Raw genomic sequence first — 18,819 nt, forward strand, 5'->3', positions numbered from 1 at the left:
ATGTCTGGCAATGACGATCTCCTCTCCGGCCGTTATCGGCTCGGCGAGCTCATTGGCGTTGGCGGCATGTCTGATGTCTACCGCGCTGAAGATACTGCTCTCGGTCGCTCTGTCGCGGTCAAGATGATGAGGGCCGACCTTGCCAGGGATGAGAACTTCCTCGCAAGGTTTCGTCGTGAAGCGAAAAATTCAGCGCTGCTGAATCACCCGTCGATCGTGTCGGTGTACGACACCGGCGAGACGGATAGCCCGATGGGGCGCGTGCCTTTCATTGTCATGGAGCTGATTCAGGGCGAGACCCTGCGTGATCTTGTTCGTCGTGAGGGGCGGCTCGACCCGAAGAAAGCCGCGTCGATCATGGCATCGGTGTGTGATGCGCTGACGGCATCGCACCATGCGGGCATTATTCACCGTGACATCAAGCCAGCGAACATCATGCTGACCAACACCGGCAAGGTGAAGGTGATGGACTTCGGCATCGCTCGCGCGCTCGGTGATTCCACCACGATGACGCAGACTGCGGCGGTGCTGGGTACCGCGCAATACCTCTCGCCGGAGCAGGCGCGCGGTAAGACCGCCGATGCCCGTTCCGATATTTACGCTGTCGGCTGCGTACTTTTCGAGGCCGTCACGGGCGCCCCGCCATTCACCGGTGAAACCCCTCTTTCTGTCGCTTACCAGCACGTTCAGGACCAGCCGCCGCGACCTTCGGGGAAGCTCAACACCGACCCAAACACGGCTCAGGCCCTCGACGCGGTGCTGCTGACCGCGATGGCCAAGGACCCGATGGAGCGCTACGACTCCGCAGAGGACTTCGCCCAGGATTTGCGTCGTCTTGCACGCGGCGAGGATCCGTTGGCGCTGGCGCACCACGGCGCGCATGACGACGACGCGAAGACCACCGAATTCCTTCCGGCAACTCCGTCGGATGCTGAGACCCGGGTGACCCCTGCGCAGCAGGCAACTCCGGCCGCTGTCCCTGCTCCGGCTCCGGCTCCGGAACCGAAAGAAGCGGCTGCCCAGCCGGAAGCCCCTGCTCAGATCGCTCACACTGACGAGCCTGAGAAAAAGAAGGGTGGCGCAGGAAAGACTGTCGCACTGGCGGCTGCTGCGCTGGTTGCTCTCGGCGGTGTCGGCTACGGTGCCTACCAGCTCTTCAACTCGTCCACCGAGGTCGAGACCGTTGCCATTCCGCAGGTCGAGGGCCTAAATGTCAATGAGGCAACGCAGGTTCTCGAGCAGGCTGGTTTCGTGGTCAACCGCGTCGACGAGCCGAACCCAGATGTGCCCCGAGACACGGTGATTGCCACCGAACCGGGTGTCGGATCGGGGTTGCCGCAGGGATCTCGTATCAAGCTGCGCGTATCTTCGGGCCCAGAGTTGACCAATGTGCCGGATGTGCGCGACAAACAGGCAGAGGAAGCTCGCCGCCTGCTCGAGGAGGCGGGGCTTGTCGTCAATCCGAAGCTGCAAGAGGAACCGAGTGAGGACGTTCCGCGCGGCAATGTCATCGAGCAGTCTCCAGCTGCCGGTTCTCAGGTGTCGAAGGGAACCCGCGTAACTTTGACTGTCTCCTCCGGTATCGAGACCAAGACTGTTCCGGATGTCACTGGTCAGAGGTTGGATTCCGCCCGCACGACCCTCGAATCCGCTGGTTTCGTTGTCGAGGTGGTGGAGGTTGACTCCACTGAGGAGCAGGGAACCGTTGTTGAGGTTCCCCAGAAGGGCACGGAGCTCACCGTCGGAACGACTGTCGAACTGCACGTTTCGCGCGGCAACCAAATTAAGATGCCACGAGTTGAGGGCCAGACTCTCAGCGATGCGGAGAAGGCACTCACCGATGCCGGCTTCGAGGGAACTATCCGCACCGAGGAAGTCACCACGCTGGATCTGTCCAAGGTCGACCACGTGGAGAAGGCCGACCCGTCAGCCGGCTCCAAGCTCAACAAGGACGGCGAGGTCACCCTGCGCGTCTACCGGCTGGGGGTTGCCCCGGAGAGCTCTTCAGAGGAACGGCCTGCTCCGGAACCTCCCATAAGGCTGCCGGATCTGCTGCCTAACTAGCGGCTAGTGTGCCAGCACGTCTGAGAAGGCGCGCTGGTACACGGCCTGCTGCTCTTCCAACTCCGCCAGGAGTTCCTCGGTGTACTCACCGCCGGCCAGCCGCAGCCAATTGACCAGCATGCGGTGCCCGTACTGGGTGAGTACCGACTCCGGGTGGTACTGCACGCCGTGAATCGGCAGGTCGCGGTGGCGCATCGCCATCAGCATGCCCGAATCGGTGAATGCCGTGGCAATGAGCTCCTCCGGCAACGTCTCCGGATCCACCGTCAACGAGTGGTAGCGCGTGGCAATAAAAGGACTGGGCACATCAGCCAGAACACCCGTGCCGTCATGAGTGACCGGGGAGGTCTTGCCGTGCAACAGCTCGTCGGCACGCACGACCTGCGCACCAAAGACCTCACCAATCGCCTGGTGACCCAAGCACACACCCAACACCGGTGTCGGCTCGTCCTGCCTGCTCACCGCGCGAATAATGTCCTCTGTCCACCCCGCATTGGACGGCTCACCGGGACCGGGCGACAGTAGGATTGCATCAAATTGCTTTACGACGTCGTCAACATCGCGGAGACGCGCATCATCATTGCGCCAGACAGTAACCGTTTCGCCGAGCTGGCCTATGTACTGGACCAGATTGAATACGAAGCTGTCATAGTTATCGACGACGAGAATCTGCATAACTGGGAATTCTACTGCCTGCGAACTTCACTGGTAAGTTCGGATGCAAAGTTTACAATTATGCATATACCGCGGGAGTGTAGATACCGCGCTGATCGCAACCTGCTGACCACAACCTAAGGAGTTTAAAGCGCTATGCCTAAGGCAAAGATTGAAAGCACTAATTCACCACAATCCGGTGGCTCCTCCGTCAGCCGTACCCCGGTCAAGATTAACAGCACTCAGACGCCGGTGTGGTACAAGGTGCTGATGTTCGGATTCATGCTGATTGGTTTGGGCTGGCTGCTGGTCAACTACATCGCGGGTCCGCATATTCCGTTCATGGTGACTTTGAACGCATGGAACTACGTCATCGGCTTTGGTCTTTTCATTGTTGGTCTGCTGATGACTATGGGTTGGCGTTAGTCAGCTCTAATACACCGCACCCCCTCAGGCGCATCCAAAAGTGGATGCGCCTTTTTCATGCCTAAAAACCCAGGTCAATTCACCCCTGTCAATACACCCGTTTCCCACATGTTTTTCGACGAATGAGGATTTCCCTCCTACTGATCGCGCAAAAAAGTTATCCACAGAAACCTGTGTAACAATCATGTAATTTGTGGATAACTGTGGAGAGATTTCGTCCCAAATTTCTCACGGGTTACGTGACAGAAACCGTAAAGCATGACAACTTTCAGTCAATCCCATGTGTCCACAGCATCCACAGCCTGTGGATAACTCTGTGAACAAGTAACATAGTTGCAAGTCAACTTGTGTGTAACTCCAATATTCTGCGGGATTCGACCACTTTCGAACGCTGGTTCGTAAATTACAAGAATGGAATTATCCACACATGTGCACAAGTCTGTGGACAACTGTGAATTGTTGTAATTTGTGAAAATTGGGACCCGTAACGTGCTTCTTGGCCCGTGTTCACCTAGGTGAACAGTGGAGTATTTTGTCCACAGGGCTGTGGAGATGTGGAGAATCAACACGATGTGCTACTACCCCCACTACCCCTAAACACAACATTGAAGTTACGGGCCGTCGTAAAGCGAAAATGGCATGAAAAAACCCGCCCGGAACAACCGGACGGGTTAAAGAGCGTAGAAGCTAGCGGATTACTTCTCGATGTCGATGGAGGTAATCACGACCGGCTCCAGCGGGCGATCCCAGTGGTCGGTAGCCACACGAGCGATCTCGTCGACAACCTTCTTCGAGGCGTCATCAGCGACCTCACCGAAGATGGTGTGAGCGCCATTGAGGTGCGGGGTCGGAACCACGGTGATGAAGAACTGGGAACCGTTGGTGCCGCGGCCGCCGCGCTTGCCGGCGTTTGCCATAGCGAGCAGGTACGGACGATCGAACTGGAGCTCCGGGTGAATCTCATCGTCGAACATGTAGCCCGGGCCGCCGGTGCCGGTGCCCAGCGGGTCACCACCCTGAATCATGAATCCGGCGATGATGCGGTGGAAGATGGCCTCATCGTAGAACGGGCCGGACTCGGTGCCAGAGGCGTTCTGACCCTTGTACTCCTTCGTGCCTTCTGCCAGGCCGATGAAGTTGTCGACGGTGTTCGGCGCGTGGTTGCCGAACAGGTCAATCACGATATCGCCATGGTTGGTGTGCACAGTTGCAGTAGCAGTCTTAATAGTCACGTTCCTTAGGATACCGACCTTGGTGGCCAATTGCTCCTACTAGTTGATTTCTCCGTGGCACAAACCAGCGAAAATGTTTTCCCAAGATAAGGAAAGAGTTCGTCGTTGACCCCCATGGAGGCCAAATAGTGCCTAAGCTGGAATGTGAGCCTGCTGCAAATATTTCGGCGCTAGGCCTAACTGGGCCCTAGCTCTTGGACTTAGAAGCATCTTGGTCTCAGAGGCACTGGCGCCGCAGCAGTATTAATCATTGATTGAGAATTAAAGGCGATGCCTGTTGGCGACGCACTAATAAAGGAGAGTCATGAACCCCAACGCAATCTCGCTGGCTGTCAAGGGACTGAAGTCCGCTTACGACAGCTACTCGGATTACCGGGACAAGAAGGCTGCAGAGCTCTACGACACGATGCAGGAGGCTAAGAAGGTGGCAGCTGCACAGAACGAGGCAGCAAAGGACGCAGCAACCAATTGGGCGGAAGACGTTAAGGAAAAGGTTTCCGACGCCCGCGATCAGCTCGCTGAGCAGGCCGAAGAACTGTCCGGCAAGGTTGAGAACAAGTCCAAGGAGACCAAGAAGCAGGCTAAGAAGGCTGCGAAGCAGGCCGAGAAGGACGCTAAGCGCAAGGGCAAGAAGACCCGTTGCAAGGCTCGCTGCGAGGCTAAGAAGGCTGAAAAGAAGGCCAAGAAGGCTCGCAAGGATCTCGAGGTGCGTACCCAGAAGGCCCTCGACAAGGTAACCGGTAAGGAAGAGCAGCGCGCCAAGAACGGCCGCATCGCAACCGCTTCCCTGGTCTTCGCTGTTGTTGCAGCAATCGTCGGTGTCATTGTTTGGAAGCTGCGCAAGGATGACAAGCTCCCGGTTGACCCTGCTCCGTACCAGCAGAAGGCCCAGGAAGTTAAGCACAAGGTCGAAGAGAAGGCCGCAGAGGTCAAGGAGACCGTTGAAGAGAAGGCTTCTGAGGCTAAGGAAAAGGCTCAAGAGGTAAAGGGCAAGGCAGCTGACAAGGCCGACGAGGCCAAGGACAAGGCTGCTGAGGCCAAGGAGACCACTGAGGACAAGGCCGCAGAGGCGTCCAAGCAGGCACAGATCAAGGTCGACGAGGTCAAGACCGAGAAGAAGAACGCTGACGACGCTAAGAAAATCTCTTCCAAGCCGTCCAAGCCGGCTCCGAAGCCGGGTCAGGCTCGCAAGAAGTAAATAGGCGGCTAGATAGCCAAGAGCCTTTTCACGCCCGATCGTTCTGTGCAGTTGATGCGCAGACGGTCGGGCGTTTTTGGTTAAGCAGCAAACCTGACAACTTCAGAAAGACGGGCTGCAAATGTGAAACTGTGCAAGTTTATGACACTTTCAAGCCATTTTTCACGCCATTTCTGACATAAACGCAGTCAGTAACTCGGCGTTCTTGCCCCCTCCCCTTCTACATCCTCAAAACGCAAAAATCCCCCGGCCTTACGACCGGGGGATTTTGTTCCTTGTGGAGCTTAGGGGAATCGAACCCCTGACCTCCTGCTTGCAAAGCAGGTGCTCTACCAATTGAGCTAAAGCCCCGTACACCGAGCAATTATACCTTGTTCGGCAGTGGGCCTAGGAGGACTTGAACCTCCGACCCCTTCGTTATCAGCGAAGTGCTCTAACCGCCTGAGCTATAGGCCCCGTGGAACGAGATATAACTTAACCCGTAACCATGACACTTCACAAATCGCCTGGTCAGCGGCCTAAATATTGAGTTAAAAAGCAGTCATTAAGTAGTCATTACGGCTACTCCATAACCAGATCACTGAAAACACCTCTGAACCAACGCGGCCCCGGGGCCACCGAACGGGGGTGACACCGGGGCCAGCGGGAGGCTAGGCAGCCTAGTCGTCGTCGGCAAGCGAAATCTTGAGACCTCCGACGAGACCGCCGCAAGCGTTGTAGATGACCGCGCCGAGGGCCATGAGCCCAATCGACAGCACCCACCACAGCGCTCCCACAGCGGCCGCCAGGCCAAGGACGAGACCCGCGCTGATGGAATCCTCCCCGCCGACCATTTCACTGATTGGCGCGAGCAACCCCATCCCGGAGAGCAAGAGGTAGAGCAGGCCAACCGCGGCAAGCCAGACGAGGAAGCCAATGAAACCGGTGGCCGCCGTAATGCGCATGGCGGACCAGGGGCTCACCTTGTCGACTACCAAGTTAGTTTCGGCCATGCGCTTACTCCTTCTCCGCCTCCGAGTCACCGGACTCGGCAGCACCGGTGCTCTTGGTGGCGCCTGTGCGCTTCGGGACTACGTCCAGCGTTCCGGCCTCAGAGACCTTAGAAGCGGTCTCCTCGCCCTCATCCTCGACGTTGCGGTCGATAGCGAGCAGTTCCACACCGTCAGCGAGGTTGACCAGGCGCACGCCCTTAGTGGCACGCGAGGTGGCGCGAATCTCGTTGACGTTGGTGCGGATGATGTCGCCGGCGGAGGTGACAGCGAAGATTTCGTCGTCGTTGTCGACCACCAGGGCGCCCATCAGCGGCCCACGCTTCGGGTCGTACTTGAGCGTCAGCACGCCCATACCGCCGCGGTTCTGCGGGGTGTACTCGCTGAGCTTGGTCTTCTTGCCGAAGCCGCCGGTCGTTGCGACGAGCAGGTTGTGCTCTTCCTCGACCACGACCATGCTGAGCAGCTTGTCATCGCCCTTGAAGCGCATGCCCTGGACACCGGCAGTGGCGCGGCCCATCGGGCGCAGCGCGTCGTCGGAGGCGGTGAAGCGAATGGCCTGGCCGCGCTCGGAGACGAGCAGCAGGTCATCGTCAGCAGAGCATAGACGAGCACCGATGAGGGAGTCGCCTTCGCGCAGGTTGATGGCAATCAGGCCAGCGGAACGAGCGGACTCGTAGTCCTCCAGGCGAGACTTCTTGACCTTGCCCTCGCTGGTGGCCAGCACCAGGTACGGGCTGTCCTGGTAGCTCTGAATCTGTAGCACCTCAGCGATGCGCTCCTCCGGCTGGAACTCCAGCAGATTGGCGACATGCTGGCCGCGGGCGGCGCGAGTGGCCTCCGGCAGTTCGTAGGCCTTGAGTCGGTAGACGCGACCCTTGTTGGTGAAGAACAAAATCCAGTCGTGCGTGGAGCAGACGAAGAAGTGGCGGACAATGTCGTCCTGCTTCAGGTCCGCGCCGCGCACGCCCTTGCCACCACGGCGCTGTGCCTTGTAGGCATCGACCTTGGTGCGCTTGGCGTAGCCCGTGGAGGTAATGGTCACAACCACGTTTTCGCGGGCGATGAGGTCCTCTTCGGTGACATCGCCCTCAGCGGCCACGATCTGGGTACGACGGTCATCGCCGTACTTCTCCACGACCTCGCCCAGCTCTTCCTTAACGATGGCGCGCTGACGCTCCGGCTTGGCCAGGATGTCCTTCAGGTCGGCGATCTCGAGCTCGATCTCAGCCAACTCGTCAATGATCTTCTGGCGCTCCAGAGCAGCCAGGCGACGCAGCTGCATCGCCAAAATGGCGTCAGCCTGAATCTCGTCGATTTCGAGCAGACCCATCAGGCCCGTGCGCGCGGTATCAACCGTGGCAGACCGGCGAATCAGGGCGATGACCTCGTCCAACATATCCAGGGCCTTGACCAGGCCACGCAGGATATGGGCGCGCTTTTCCTTCTCGTCCAGGCGGAACTGGGTCCGTCGAACGATGACCTCAATCTGGTGGGCGACGTACAGCGTCACCATCTGGTCAATGCGCAGCGTACGCGGCACACCGTCGACGATGGCGAGCATGTTCGCACCGAAGCTGGTCTGCAGCTGGGAGTGCTTGTACAGGTTGTTCAGCACCACACGCGGTACGGCGTCGCGCTTGAGCTTGACGACGATGCGCATGCCCCACTTCAGGTCAGATTCGTCATCAATCGAGGCAATGCCCTGCAGACGACCATCCTTGACCTGATCCGCGATGTTGGCAATCATGCGGTCCGGGTTGACCTGGTATGGCAGCTCAGTGATGACAATCGACTGACGAGTGCCCTCCTGCTCAATCGAGGTCACACCGCGCATGCGAATCGAACCGCGACCGGTGGTGTAGGCCTCCTTGATGCCCTTGTCGCCGACAATTTGGGCGGCAGTTGGGAAATCCGGGCCCTTGATGCGTTCCATGACCGCATCCAGCGTGGTCTTTTCATCCGCTTCCGGGTTATCCAGGCACCAGTTGATGGCATCCGCGACCTCACGCAGGTTGTGCGGTGGGATATTGGTGGCCATACCGACGGCAATACCGCCAGAGCCGTTCATCAACAGCTGCGGGACACGCGACGGCAGAATAACCGGCTCTGTCGTACGACCGTCGTAGTTCGGCTGGAAATCGACGGTGTTTTCGCGAATGTCGCGCACCATTTCCATGGCCAACGGCGTCAGACGAGCCTCGGTGTAACGCATAGCTGCGGGGCCGTCGTCACCGCGGGAGCCGAAGTTACCCTGACCGTCGACAAGCGGATAGCGCATGGACCACGGCTGCGCCATGCGCACCATGGTGTCGTAAATAGCTCTGTCGCCGTGCGGGTGGTAGTTACCCATCGTGTCCGAGACCGGCTTTGCGGACTTCACATAACCGCGCTCTGGGCGGTAGCCGTTGTCGAACATGGCGTAGAGAATGCGGCGGTGCACCGGCTTGAGACCATCACGAATCTCCGGCAGCGCACGGCCAACAATCACGCTCATGGCGTAGTCGATATAGCTCGACTGCATCTCTTCATTGATGTCGATCGGGCGAACCTGGTGGCCCAATACTCCACTTCCGAAGGATGAGCCGTCGTTGTTGTTATCGTCGCTCAATGACTGCTTCCTTTACTTAAAAGAGGTTCGCATCCATTCTACAGGGCTTTAGAGCCCGCTTTACGACGCCGTGTGCAACTTTTCGATACCATTGTGGTATCAAATCTGGGGTTTTAGGCCTAGTAGAGGCAAATAGAACGGCACGGCTAGGAAACAAGGAGCAAATGCGATGGCGATGACCTTGAGACTCACGAAAGAACAGGACACCGCTCTGGCGCTGCTGGCGCACATGGAGGGCGTGTCTAAACACGAGGCCGCCATTCGCGCCATCGAATCCGCCGCAGCGAGAGCCCTTCAGCAAGGTCAGGCCCGGGAAATTACGGCAAGCGTAATTGATACTGACATGGCGCTGCTGCGAAAGTTGAGCTCCCCGAGGCCCCGGGGAGCACAGGAATGAGCGCGCTCCAGATTCAGCCCCTCAGCGAGGCCGCTATCCTGGCGGCCACCGATGAACTGGTGGCCACAGTGCCGGAATTGGCCGACGCTACACTTGCGAGACCATGGACAATCAGCGCTATTGTCGCCGCCAGCTCAGGAGTCATTGCTGGTCACCGTAGCTTTCCCGCGATTTCTGCGGCAGCGCAGGCGGTCGCTTACGCAACGTTTCACGTGAAACCACTAAGTTTTGGCAACACCGCACTGGGCGCACTACTTGCACACATACTCCTCACCACCAACGGCGAAGAGCTGTCATTCGCAGAGACGTGGGAACTGGTCAGAGGCTGGGTTTAAATTTCCTCAATAAACTGCTCTAGACGGTCAACCACAGCCTGTGGCTCACGCGCCCACCGATTATGGCCAAGGCGCTGCTCAATGAACTCGTACTTCGCAGACTTAGGCAACATCCGAGCTAGCGCTTGCGCAGATTCCGCTGGGCAATCACGGTCACCGCCACAGTTCAGCAATAACGCTGGGGTAGTTACTTTCGGCATCTCAGCGGCATAGTCGATGTCTGCACCCCGTGGTCGCAGCAAGCCCGTGCGCGAGAAGCGCGCCCACTCCACCACATGATTGCGAGCCTGCCGACCGTAACCGGCCACATCGAACCTGCCTGCCGGCCAATAACCCAAAATCTGGGATACCACCTGCATAAATGGTGCACCGTAGCGAAGCCGCTTGTACTCGTTGCCAGTAAAACACCTATAGTGCGGGGTGCCGGATCCGACCATCACCACGCCGGCCACGTCCGCTTCCGGTCGGGCCAGATACAGCGAGGCAATCTGACCGCCCATGGAATGACACAGCAAATAAACGGGAAGCTTCTCCCCTGCTGCCAGATGGTCGAATTCCTTCCGAGCACGAGCCACCGCCAAGGGATAATCCACCGACGCTAAATCCTGGTAGCCCCAATTGTGACGGCGGGTGGCCACCGCAGTCTGGTTACCCTGGCCGCGTAACTCCGAGGTCAGGACGCAAAAACCTCGACGCTGTAACTCTTGGGCAATCGGCCGGTAGTAGCGAGCACCCATGCCAAAGCCCGGCCAAATAACGACAATGCCCCGAGGCGAACCTTCGGGAAACCGAAGCGCCATCGGGGTCACGGAGCCATCTGGCAATGTCTCCTGCACAATACGTGGCTCGACTGGCGGTTCCCCGTTGACCATGCTTCCCCGAGTATCTTCCATTGCATAAACATTAATGGCTGAACGGAGGTTTTGTCAGGGGAACCGACAAGCCGATAACCAGACTTGGTATCGGCTTAGACGTCGAGGAAGCGAACGTCCTTCGCATTACGGGTAATGAACGAACGTCGTGAAGCGACGTCATCGCCCATCAGAATGGTGAACAGTTCGTCCGCCTTCTGCGCGTCCTCGAGGGCGACCTTACGCAGCACGCGGTGATCCGGATCCATGGTGGTATCCCACAGCTCAGCGGCGTTCATCTCACCGAGACCCTTGTAACGCTGAACACCATCGTCCTTGTTGATCTTGCGGTTGGCAGCCAGCCCCTCTTCCAGCAGCTGATCGCGCTCAGCATCTGAGTAGGCGTAGCCCGGCTCACCCTTGGCCCACTTGAGCTTGTACAGCGGCGGCTGGGCGAGGTAGACGTGACCTTCATCAATCAGCGGACGCATCAGGCGGAACAGCAGCGTCAGTAGCAGCGTGGCAATGTGCTGACCATCGACATCGGCGTCGGCCATCAGCACAATCTTGTGGTAGCGCAGCTTCTCGATGTCGAACTCGTCGTGAATACCGGTGCCCAGCGCCGTAATAATGGCCTGGACCTCGTTATTCTTCAGCGTCTTATCCAGTCGCGCCTTCTCGACGTTCAAAATCTTACCGCGCAGCGGCAAAATGGCCTGGAACAGCGAGTTTCGGCCTGCCTTCGCAGAACCACCTGCGGAGTCACCCTCCACGATGAACAGCTCGGACTGCTTCGGGTCCTTCGAACGGCAGTCAGCCAACTTACCCGGAAGACCGCCAAGATCGGTCGCGGACTTACGACGCACCAGGTCACGGGCCTTACGAGCCGCCTGACGGGCATGCGCAGAAGCAATCGCCTTGTTAACAATGGCCTTAGCCTCAGCCGGATTGGCCTCCAGCCAGTGACCGATGTGCTCATTAGTCATGCGCTGGACGAAGGAACGCACCTCGGTGTTACCGAGCTTCGTCTTCGTCTGGCCCTCGAACTGCGGATCGGCGACCTTCACCGAAATCACGGCAGCAAGACCTTCACGGCAGTCCTCGCCGGAGAGGTTGTTTTCCTTCTCCTTCAACAGGCGGTGCTCACGCGCATAGCGGTTCATCAGCGATGTCAACGCAGAACGGAAGCCCTCTTCGTGCGTGCCACCCTCAATGGTGTTAATGGTGTTGGCGAAGGTGTGCACCGACTCGGAGTAACCCGAGTTCCACTGCATGGCAATCTCGACCTCGTGGCCATCACCTGCAGCATCGAAGGAAATGATGGTCGGGTGGATGATGTTCTTCGACTTATTCAGAGTCTCGACATAATCCCGCAGACCATTCGGGTAGTGGAAGACCTTGCGGCGCTCCTTCGGCTTGGTGGTCTTCTCTGCCTTCTCCTTCTGCTCCTCAACCGCATCCTTGGCGATCTCAGCGGATTCGGTCTCCGCCTGCTCCGCCAGAGCCTCAGCCTCGAGCTCCTCCTCGGAGACACGCTTGTCCACCAACGTGATGGTCAGGCCCTTGTTCAAAAACGCCATCTCGCGCAGGCGGCGAGAAATGGTGTCGAACTTGAAATCGGTAGTCTCAAAAATCTCCGGGTCCGGCCAGAAACGTTGCGTGGTACCCGAGCCGCGAGTCTTCTTACCTCGGATAATTTCTTCCGGAACAGCCTGGTCGAAGTTCTGGTACCAGGTGTAGCCATCGCGGATGACCTCGGTTTCCATACGCGTCGACAGCGCGTTAACCACCGAAATACCCACACCGTGCAGACCACCGGAAACAGCGTAGGACTCGGAGTCAAACTTGCCGCCGGCGTGCAGCTGAGTCATAACCACCTGCACCGTCGGCATACCCGACGGGTGCATTTCGACAGGAATACCACGGCCGTTATCGCGGACCTGAACGCCGCCGTCTTCCAGCAGAGTGACCTCAACATCGGTGGCGTAACCCGCCATCGCCTCGTCGACGGAGTTGTCTACAACCTCCCACACCAGGTGGTGCAAGCCACGCTCACCAGTCGAGCCAATGTACATACCCGGCCGCTTACGCACGGCCTCGAGGCCCTCGAGGATGGTAATCGATGAGGCGTCATATTGATGTTCGGTAGCAGCCACGGTTCGGCGCGTCTCCTATTCTTGATTCTCTCCCCGCGCAACATTCGTCAGCGCGCGAAAAATAGGCCGGCGGTCAAGCGCTATCAGCGCCAGCCAGAACTACCTAGGACTACTAGATAGGTCTGGCTAGTTTGGAAGTCGATAACGTCTCAAGAACCGCCTGCCGGTTTTCTCCTGCCCATCTTACCCCAACGTAGTCCCCTACTGTGGATATAGCCGATGCGCTCAAAGGACCAAATTTCGCAGTTTTACGCATACCGACGACTATTCGTAGACCGTTTACCGACCTTTACCCGTAAGTATCACGCGGTCCTCGGCCCTCGATGTGCAATTTGCCCTTGCGCCAATTCGGCGCTTTCGGCCCCAGCACCTTAATTTCCTCAACCACCCCATCGCCGACGCGTTCCGCAATCGACTTCAAAACCTGTCGCTGTGCCAGCCGCAGCTGTGTTGCCCATGCTGTCGATTGGCACTCGACCACCAAAGTGCCGTCCTTGAACTCCTTGACCTGGGAATGTTCCGCGACAACTTTGCCGACCATCGAATCCCACTCCGTCATGATCACACCGTGGGCAATGTGGATCTGCCAACCGCGATCAACTACTGCCTTATTCAGCACCGCACCAATCGGCGCAGGTCGACGGTCATATTTCCGGTACAGCCGAATCCCCGCCTCCTTCAACAGGCTCGGCGAAATCACCGTACCGGCACGATCTCGCACCACTGCTTGCGCTGCCCGCTGCTTATCGACGTCCGCAACAATCCCCTCCGCGGCCTTCACAGGCACACGGCTATCGAGGCCAGACCACGAGCCCTTCTTCTTCGGTGGCCGCTGGAGATTCGGTAACTTGTGACCGCCCTCCTTAGCGGCATCGCGCATGCGGAAGAAAACGTCGCTAATCAGGTCCTTTTCTTCTTCCGGTGAGTTATCCGGCTCCATGTTCTCGACCATACCCGTCACTCTTCCGCGACTGGGTTTTCATCCAGCAGTGAGATTCGCCCCTGCTCAGTCTGCGCCACCGTCACCGTGTGATGAGTGACAGACGAATCTTCGACCAGTGCCTGAGGCAACTCCTCTCCCACCGCGGAGGTGATCAACACCTGCTCAGCCTGCTGCGCGATTTCCATGAGAGCTTCCCGACGATGCCGGTCGAGCTCCGCAAACACGTCGTCAAGCACCAAAATCGGGTCGGGCCCATCGGCACGGAGCAAAAAGTACGCGCCGAGACGTAGCGCGAGTGCAAAAGACCAGGTCTCGCCGTGGCTAGCGAAGCCCTTGGCGGGGTCATTGCCGAGAATGAGGTTGAGATCATCGCGATGTGGACCAACGAGACAGGAACCGCGCTCAATCTCCGCGGTGCGGCGCTCCGCCATCTTCGTCAGCAGCAGTGCCTCGAGCAGCTCCGGTTCGCTGGGCAATGGCCCGCCATCCAGACTGTCGACCTTCGGCGCATAGGCAATCGTGGCTGGGCGCGAGTGCGGGGCAAGCGTGGCATAGGCCTCGCTGACATGCTCGGAAAGCTCGGCGATCAAATCCATGCGCGCAGCCATTAGCGCCGCTCCCACCTGCGCCAATTGCGCATCCCAGGTATCCAGCGTGCTCAGGGCGGCCTGCCCCTCCGAGGAAGAATAGCCACGGCGCAGCGTCGAGCCCGCCGACTTCAGCAGCGCATTCTTCTGACGCAAAATCTTGTCATATTGAATGCGGATACCGGCGGACAGTGGCCGTCGTAAAGCGAGCAAATCATCGATGTATCGGCGACGGGAAGCGGGCTCGCCCTTGACCAGCGTGAGATCCTCGGGCGAGAAAAAGACCGACTTAACGATCCCCAGCAGCTCCCGCGGAGACTTCAGCCGCGTGCGATTAATCTGCGCCTGATTCGCGCGATGCGGATTGATGAGCAGATGCGCCGTCAGCTCGCGGCCATCATTGACCGCCGTCGCCGAAATGCGTGCCGACGGGGTCCCCGAACGAACCAGCGGAGCATCCGTAGACACTCGATGCGAGCCGAGCGTGGAGAGATATCCAACGGCCTCGACGATATTGGTCTTGCCGTAGCCATTTTGCCCGGTAAATACGGTAATTCCAGGCGTGAACTCGACTTCCAACTCCGGCCAGGAGCGGAAGTCCCGCAAGGACAAATACCGAATGTGCATAGCCGCAGACTAGCCCGGCAGGCGCACAGGCATCAGCAGGTAAGTGAAGTCGGTCTCCGGCGTTGGGTAGAAGCCGTCCTCACCGAGCTCCGGGATAGCTTCCGGCTCTGGAATGAGAATCGCGGGACGCGACGGCTGCGTAAAGCCCAGCAGAACGCGGTGGGAGCGAACAGCGCTGAGCCCCTCGAGCAGGTACTGCGGGTTGAAGGCGATCAGAAGTGGTTCCCCATAGAAGTTGCAGGCCACAGTCTCTTCTGCGTGACCAACTTCGTCGCCATGCGCGGAAAGGACAACCTGGCCGTCGGAGAAGTCCATGCGAATCTGCGCACCGTGATCCGCCATCAGAGACACACGACGGATGGCATCCTGCAGCTGGTCAACACGAGCAACAGCCATGGAGGAATGCTGCTTCGGCAGCAGCGGACGGAACTTCGGAAACTCGGCGTCCAGCAGTCGCGTGGTAGTGCGACGAGGATCGGCGAGGATAGCCAGCAGACCTTCGGAGCCGACCTCACGATCATCAGATCCGTCGCCGAATGCCAAGGTCACTGGCTCGCTGGAAGTGGTATCGAGAGTGCGGGCAGTCTCCGCGAAGGTCTTTGCCGGGATGAGCAGCTTGGTCTCCCCCTCAGGGATCTGCTCCCACTCGAAACTGCGAACCGCCAGGCGGAAACGGTCGGTGGCAGCGAGAGTGACCTCGTTACCTTCGGTTTCCATCCGGATGCCGGTCAGCATCGGCAGCGACTCATCCTTGCCGGCAGCGATAGCGACCTGACCAATAGCCTCAGCCAGCAGAGCAGCATCGACAGTACCGGTAGCAGCCGGAGCTTCTGGTAGCTGCGGGTAATCCTCCAAGGTCAGGCTTGGTAGCTCGAAGCGGGAAGAACCACAGCGAACGATGACCTTCGTGCCATCAAAGTGCATCTCTACCTGCTTATTCGGCAGCTTAGAGACAATGTCAGAAACCAACTTGCCATTGACGGCGAAGCGACCGGGCTCATCGACCTCTGCGCTAATACGAATCTGAGTGGAGACCTCGTAGTCATAGCCAGCGAGCTGCAGACCATTGTCATCCGCGAGAAAAATCATGCCACGCAGAATCGGCTGAGTCGGGCGTGCAGGCAGGTTACGAGCAACCCAGCTCACCGCACCCGCGAGATCGTCCTTAGCCGCGCGAATACGGACTTCGGTCTGCTCCATCGTTCCTCCACCGGTATTGGATGTCTGTTATTAGCCGTCTTTTGTGTTGTCAGCACGCTATGTCAGCGCACATGACTGGAGTTACAAAGATTCCATCGTACAACTCTACTGCAGACTGCCAAAGACCTCACTGGGATTCTTGTAGTCCGTCTAGTGCTTAATCCTAGTTCTGCTCGTTCTTGGCATTTATGAAGTTGTGCGCGAGAGGTTGCTTGCCAGAGGTTGTGCGCAGGCCCCCTTTTATCTAGAAGTTTCTAGAGATTTTTAAAGTCGGGAGTAGTAATAGGGGGTGTGCACATTGTGAAATTACATGATTCCCGCTGGTCTTCACCGGTTTCGAGCTGTGGATAACCAGTGCGCCTAACTGTGGATAACTTGGGGTGTCTGTGGATAGTGTTCGAGCTTTATCTTTCATCCACAAAATTTACGAGTTGTCCACAGCTCTGTGCACGGAAAAACCGCAGTTAATAACAAGAATTCCGCACGCCGAACCCAAGGATTTTAAGCCGTGCCGCGAGCTCGGTCACGAATGCGTGTAGTCAGGTCGTTGACCTGGTCCTTTGAGGGCTTTTTCTCCTGAATTTCCTTAACAATCTTGCGTTCAGCGTGCAAAACCGTCGAATGGTCACGATTTCCGAACTCCCGCCCAATCGACGGCAACGAAAGCTCAGTGAAGGACCTCGTCAAGTACATCGCGATCTGGCGTGCATGAGCGACCGGGCGAGTCTTACCCGGGCCCACCAAATCCGCAACCGTTAGGTCGAAGTACTCAGCCGTGGTGGAGATGATGATCTCCGGGGTAATCTGCACCTCGATTTCGTCGGCACCGAGGATCTCCTGCGCAAACTTCAAGGTCACAGGCTCATGAATCATGGATGCGTGAGCACTAATCTGCAGTAGACGCCCCTCGAGCTCACGAATAGAAGACGAGGTGTTCTCCGCGATGTACTGGAGTACATCATGCGGAACGACCAAATCAGATAGCTGTGCCTTCTTCGACAGAATTGCGATTCGCGTCTCCAAGTCCGGGTATTGCAGATCCGGATTGAGCCCCCACTGGAAGCGGGTACGAAGGCGATCCTCCAGGGTCTTAAGCTCGCGTGGTGGGCGGTCCGACGACAGCACAATTTGGTGATTGGACTGGTGCAGGGCATTGAACGTATGGAAGAACTCTTCCTGTGTACCTTCCTTGCCCTCCAAGAACTGGATGTCATCGATGATGAGCATGTCCAAATCGCGGTAGCGACGCTTGAAGGATTCCTGGGCGTCGTCACGCACGGAATTAATGAAGTCGTTGGTGAACTCTTCCGACGAAACGTAGCGAACCCGCAGGTTAGGGTACAAATGCTTGGCGTAGTGACCAATGCCGTGGAGCAGGTGCGTCTTGCCAAGACCCGAACCGCCGGAGATAAACAGCGGGTTGTAGGTGCGCCCCGGAGACTCCGCAACAGCGACGGCGGCTGCGGCGGCGAACTTATTCTGCGGACCAATAACGAAGGTCTCGAAGGTGTAGTTCGGGTTGAGGGTGGGCTCCTCGAAAGGCATGCTCATCTCGGTTGGAGTGCCGTGGCTCTCGGAGCGGAAAGGACTTGTGACCTGGCGCTGATCAGCAATAGTCATCGGATTCTCGGCAGATGAGTGCGAAAGCCCCTGGGCCATCGAATCTACGGCGTCCATCGATCGGTGCTGTGACTGGGCACTCTGCTGATTATGGACATTCTGCTGGTGTGTCTGCGGCACCTGTGGCGTCTGCGTCGATCCCTGGTGCTGCTCGTGGAGATTGAAGTCGTTCGTATCTGCACTGGGGAACGGGTAGTTGCGGCCAGATTGCTGTTGGTGCTGCTGGTTTGGCTGTTGACGCTGAGCCTGCTGCGGACGCGAAGCTGCAGATGGCATCTGCCCCGAGTGCTGTGCAGATGATTGAGTGGTCTCTGCTGCCTGGCTATCTTCAGCGTCGTCAGCAGGATCAGCAACGGTAATGACCGTTTCCAACTCCTCACCGGTCAGCGAAGCTAAGACGGCCTCGATAATGCCCTTGAGCTCTTCTTTTACCAGCGCCTGCACCACTGGCGATTGAGTGCTGAGCAGGAAAAAACCTGGAAAGTCACCAGTGTGCGTCACTGACCGCAGCAGTGCCTTGTGTGGCGGGCGTAGTGGTGCAATGCCCAACTCCGGCGCACCTTCTGGTGAAGTCAGGATAGAAACGACCTGCTCCCAGAGTCCACCTGGCAATTCTGGTTGTTCGCTCACTGTGTGAATGTCCTTTTACATGTTTACGTTCATCAAATTTATCGAGGCGACCTGTTTTTGTGGAGCGTTTTTGGCATGGCGAGAGCGCCATATCTGCCCATTTGGGGGCTATTTCTTGTAATTCGCCCTGTGGGGTGTTTCTACACAAGGTGCTATACGCCCCGAGCAGGACTTCCACATGTTTGTCCACACCTGTGGATAAACCTTGTCGCTAATTGACTAACAGTTTATCCACAGTTTGCCCACAATGAAAAATAGCCCCCTAGTCTGCGTTTACCTAGGTAAACACGTTATTTCCC

General features: G+C 57.8%; 15 protein-coding genes and 2 tRNA genes. 5 read left to right on the forward strand and 12 right to left on the reverse strand.

Features of this window, described 5'->3' with window-relative positions:
- A complete protein-coding gene (gene pknB, locus NQ014_RS06020; RefSeq protein WP_257074269.1) occupies positions 1–2,064 on the forward strand; it encodes a Stk1 family PASTA domain-containing Ser/Thr kinase in 2,064 nt (687 codons plus the stop codon).
- A gap of 3 nt (positions 2,065–2,067) precedes the next feature.
- On the opposite strand, the gene NQ014_RS06025 is transcribed toward pknB, so the two are convergent.
- Positions 2,068–2,739: an aminodeoxychorismate/anthranilate synthase component II gene (locus tag NQ014_RS06025; RefSeq protein WP_257074270.1), complete on the reverse strand. Its 672-nt coding sequence runs from the start codon at positions 2,737–2,739 to the stop codon at positions 2,068–2,070.
- Positions 2,740–2,874: 135 nt separating this feature from the next.
- Here NQ014_RS06025 and crgA point away from each other — a divergent pair, with 135 nt between their 5' ends.
- The gene (gene crgA / locus NQ014_RS06030) at positions 2,875–3,144 is read left to right on the forward strand and encodes a cell division protein CrgA (protein WP_005511903.1); all 270 of its coding nucleotides are present in this window, start codon (positions 2,875–2,877) and stop codon (positions 3,142–3,144) included.
- Positions 3,145–3,839: 695 nt separating this feature from the next.
- Here crgA and NQ014_RS06035 read toward each other — a convergent pair.
- Complete coding sequence (locus NQ014_RS06035) at positions 3,840–4,376, reverse strand: peptidylprolyl isomerase (protein ID WP_369707163.1); 537 nt, start codon at positions 4,374–4,376, stop codon at positions 3,840–3,842.
- 304 nt (positions 4,377–4,680) lie between these two features.
- On the opposite strand from NQ014_RS06035, the gene NQ014_RS06040 reads away from it, so the two are divergent.
- Positions 4,681–5,574 (forward strand): hypothetical protein, encoded by an 894-nt coding sequence (locus NQ014_RS06040; protein ID WP_257074273.1) that lies wholly within the window; start codon positions 4,681–4,683, stop codon positions 5,572–5,574.
- A gap of 278 nt (positions 5,575–5,852) precedes the next feature.
- On the opposite strand, the gene NQ014_RS06045 is transcribed toward NQ014_RS06040, so the two are convergent.
- The 4 genes from NQ014_RS06045 to gyrA form a co-directional block, all read right to left on the reverse strand.
- Positions 5,853–5,925, reverse strand: a tRNA-Ala gene (locus NQ014_RS06045).
- 31 nt (positions 5,926–5,956) lie between these two features.
- A tRNA-Ile gene (locus NQ014_RS06050) sits at positions 5,957–6,030 on the reverse strand.
- A 203-nt stretch (positions 6,031–6,233) separates the two neighbouring features.
- Positions 6,234–6,566 carry a DUF3566 domain-containing protein gene (locus NQ014_RS06055; protein WP_049189406.1) on the reverse strand — a complete coding sequence of 111 codons (333 nt, stop codon included), beginning with the start codon at positions 6,564–6,566 and terminating at the stop codon, positions 6,234–6,236.
- Between the two features lie 4 nt (positions 6,567–6,570).
- Entirely contained in the window at positions 6,571–9,087 is a 2,517-nt protein-coding gene (gene gyrA / locus NQ014_RS06060) for a DNA gyrase subunit A (RefSeq protein ID WP_239659997.1), read from the reverse strand.
- 256 nt (positions 9,088–9,343) lie between these two features.
- Here gyrA and NQ014_RS06065 point away from each other — a divergent pair, with 256 nt between their 5' ends.
- Both NQ014_RS06065 and NQ014_RS06070 read left to right on the forward strand, forming a co-directional pair.
- Positions 9,344–9,571 (forward strand): CopG family transcriptional regulator, encoded by a 228-nt coding sequence (locus NQ014_RS06065; RefSeq protein WP_070827216.1) that lies wholly within the window; start codon positions 9,344–9,346, stop codon positions 9,569–9,571.
- Positions 9,568–9,906, forward strand: a complete 339-nt coding sequence (locus NQ014_RS06070) for a hypothetical protein (protein WP_257074275.1) — start codon at positions 9,568–9,570, stop codon at positions 9,904–9,906. Before NQ014_RS06065 ends, NQ014_RS06070 begins: the two co-directional genes overlap by 4 nt.
- Here NQ014_RS06070 and NQ014_RS06075 read toward each other — a convergent pair.
- The 6 genes from NQ014_RS06075 to dnaA all read right to left on the reverse strand — a co-directional run bounded on the left by NQ014_RS06075 (position 9,903) and on the right by dnaA (position 18,520).
- The gene (locus NQ014_RS06075) at positions 9,903–10,799 is read right to left on the reverse strand and encodes an alpha/beta fold hydrolase (protein WP_306438502.1); all 897 of its coding nucleotides are present in this window, start codon (positions 10,797–10,799) and stop codon (positions 9,903–9,905) included. The two genes, NQ014_RS06070 and NQ014_RS06075, sit on opposite strands and share 4 nt — an antisense overlap.
- 74 nt (positions 10,800–10,873) lie before the next feature.
- Positions 10,874–12,913 carry a DNA topoisomerase (ATP-hydrolyzing) subunit B gene (gene gyrB / locus NQ014_RS06080; protein ID WP_016421743.1) on the reverse strand — a complete coding sequence of 680 codons (2,040 nt, stop codon included), beginning with the start codon at positions 12,911–12,913 and terminating at the stop codon, positions 10,874–10,876.
- 289 nt (positions 12,914–13,202) lie between these two features.
- Positions 13,203–13,865, reverse strand: coding sequence for a DUF721 domain-containing protein (locus NQ014_RS06085; RefSeq protein WP_257074278.1), 663 nt, complete (start codon positions 13,863–13,865; stop codon positions 13,203–13,205).
- A gap of 5 nt (positions 13,866–13,870) precedes the next feature.
- Positions 13,871–15,070: a DNA replication/repair protein RecF gene (recF, locus tag NQ014_RS06090; protein ID WP_048731375.1), complete on the reverse strand. Its 1,200-nt coding sequence runs from the start codon at positions 15,068–15,070 to the stop codon at positions 13,871–13,873.
- A 9-nt stretch (positions 15,071–15,079) separates the two neighbouring features.
- On the reverse strand, positions 15,080–16,270 hold the full coding sequence (gene dnaN / locus NQ014_RS06095; RefSeq protein ID WP_048731377.1) for a DNA polymerase III subunit beta: 1,191 nt from the start codon (positions 16,268–16,270) through the stop codon (positions 15,080–15,082).
- Positions 16,271–16,771: 501 nt separating this feature from the next.
- Positions 16,772–18,520 carry a chromosomal replication initiator protein DnaA gene (dnaA, locus tag NQ014_RS06100; RefSeq protein WP_257074279.1) on the reverse strand — a complete coding sequence of 583 codons (1,749 nt, stop codon included), beginning with the start codon at positions 18,518–18,520 and terminating at the stop codon, positions 16,772–16,774.
- Positions 18,521–18,819 lie beyond the last annotated feature (299 nt).

This window comes from Corynebacterium sp. 5QC2CO (genome assembly GCF_024580435.1).
GTDB lineage: Bacteria > Actinomycetota > Actinomycetes > Mycobacteriales > Mycobacteriaceae > Corynebacterium > Corynebacterium jeikeium_D.

Bases quoted from the DNA above. Each gene is read 5' to 3' on its own strand.
- pknB (WP_257074269.1), top strand. From the start codon at position 1: ATGTCTGGCAATGACGATCTCCTCTCCGGCCGTTATCGGCTCGGCGAG.
- NQ014_RS06025 (WP_257074270.1), bottom strand. From the start codon at position 2,739: ATGCAGATTCTCGTCGTCGATAACTATGACAGCTTCGTATTCAATCTG.
- crgA (WP_005511903.1), top strand. From the start codon at position 2,875: ATGCCTAAGGCAAAGATTGAAAGCACTAATTCACCACAATCCGGTGGC.
- NQ014_RS06040 (WP_257074273.1), top strand. From the start codon at position 4,681: ATGAACCCCAACGCAATCTCGCTGGCTGTCAAGGGACTGAAGTCCGCT.
- NQ014_RS06055 (WP_049189406.1), bottom strand. From the start codon at position 6,566: ATGGCCGAAACTAACTTGGTAGTCGACAAGGTGAGCCCCTGGTCCGCC.
- gyrA (WP_239659997.1), bottom strand. From the start codon at position 9,087: ATGCAGTCGAGCTATATCGACTACGCCATGAGCGTGATTGTTGGCCGT.
- NQ014_RS06065 (WP_070827216.1), top strand. From the start codon at position 9,344: ATGGCGATGACCTTGAGACTCACGAAAGAACAGGACACCGCTCTGGCG.
- NQ014_RS06070 (WP_257074275.1), top strand. From the start codon at position 9,568: ATGAGCGCGCTCCAGATTCAGCCCCTCAGCGAGGCCGCTATCCTGGCG.
- NQ014_RS06075 (WP_306438502.1), bottom strand. From the start codon at position 10,799: ATGGAAGATACTCGGGGAAGCATGGTCAACGGGGAACCGCCAGTCGAG.
- NQ014_RS06085 (WP_257074278.1), bottom strand. From the start codon at position 13,865: ATGGTCGAGAACATGGAGCCGGATAACTCACCGGAAGAAGAAAAGGAC.
- recF (WP_048731375.1), bottom strand. From the start codon at position 15,070: ATGCACATTCGGTATTTGTCCTTGCGGGACTTCCGCTCCTGGCCGGAG.
- dnaN (WP_048731377.1), bottom strand. From the start codon at position 16,270: ATGGAGCAGACCGAAGTCCGTATTCGCGCGGCTAAGGACGATCTCGCG.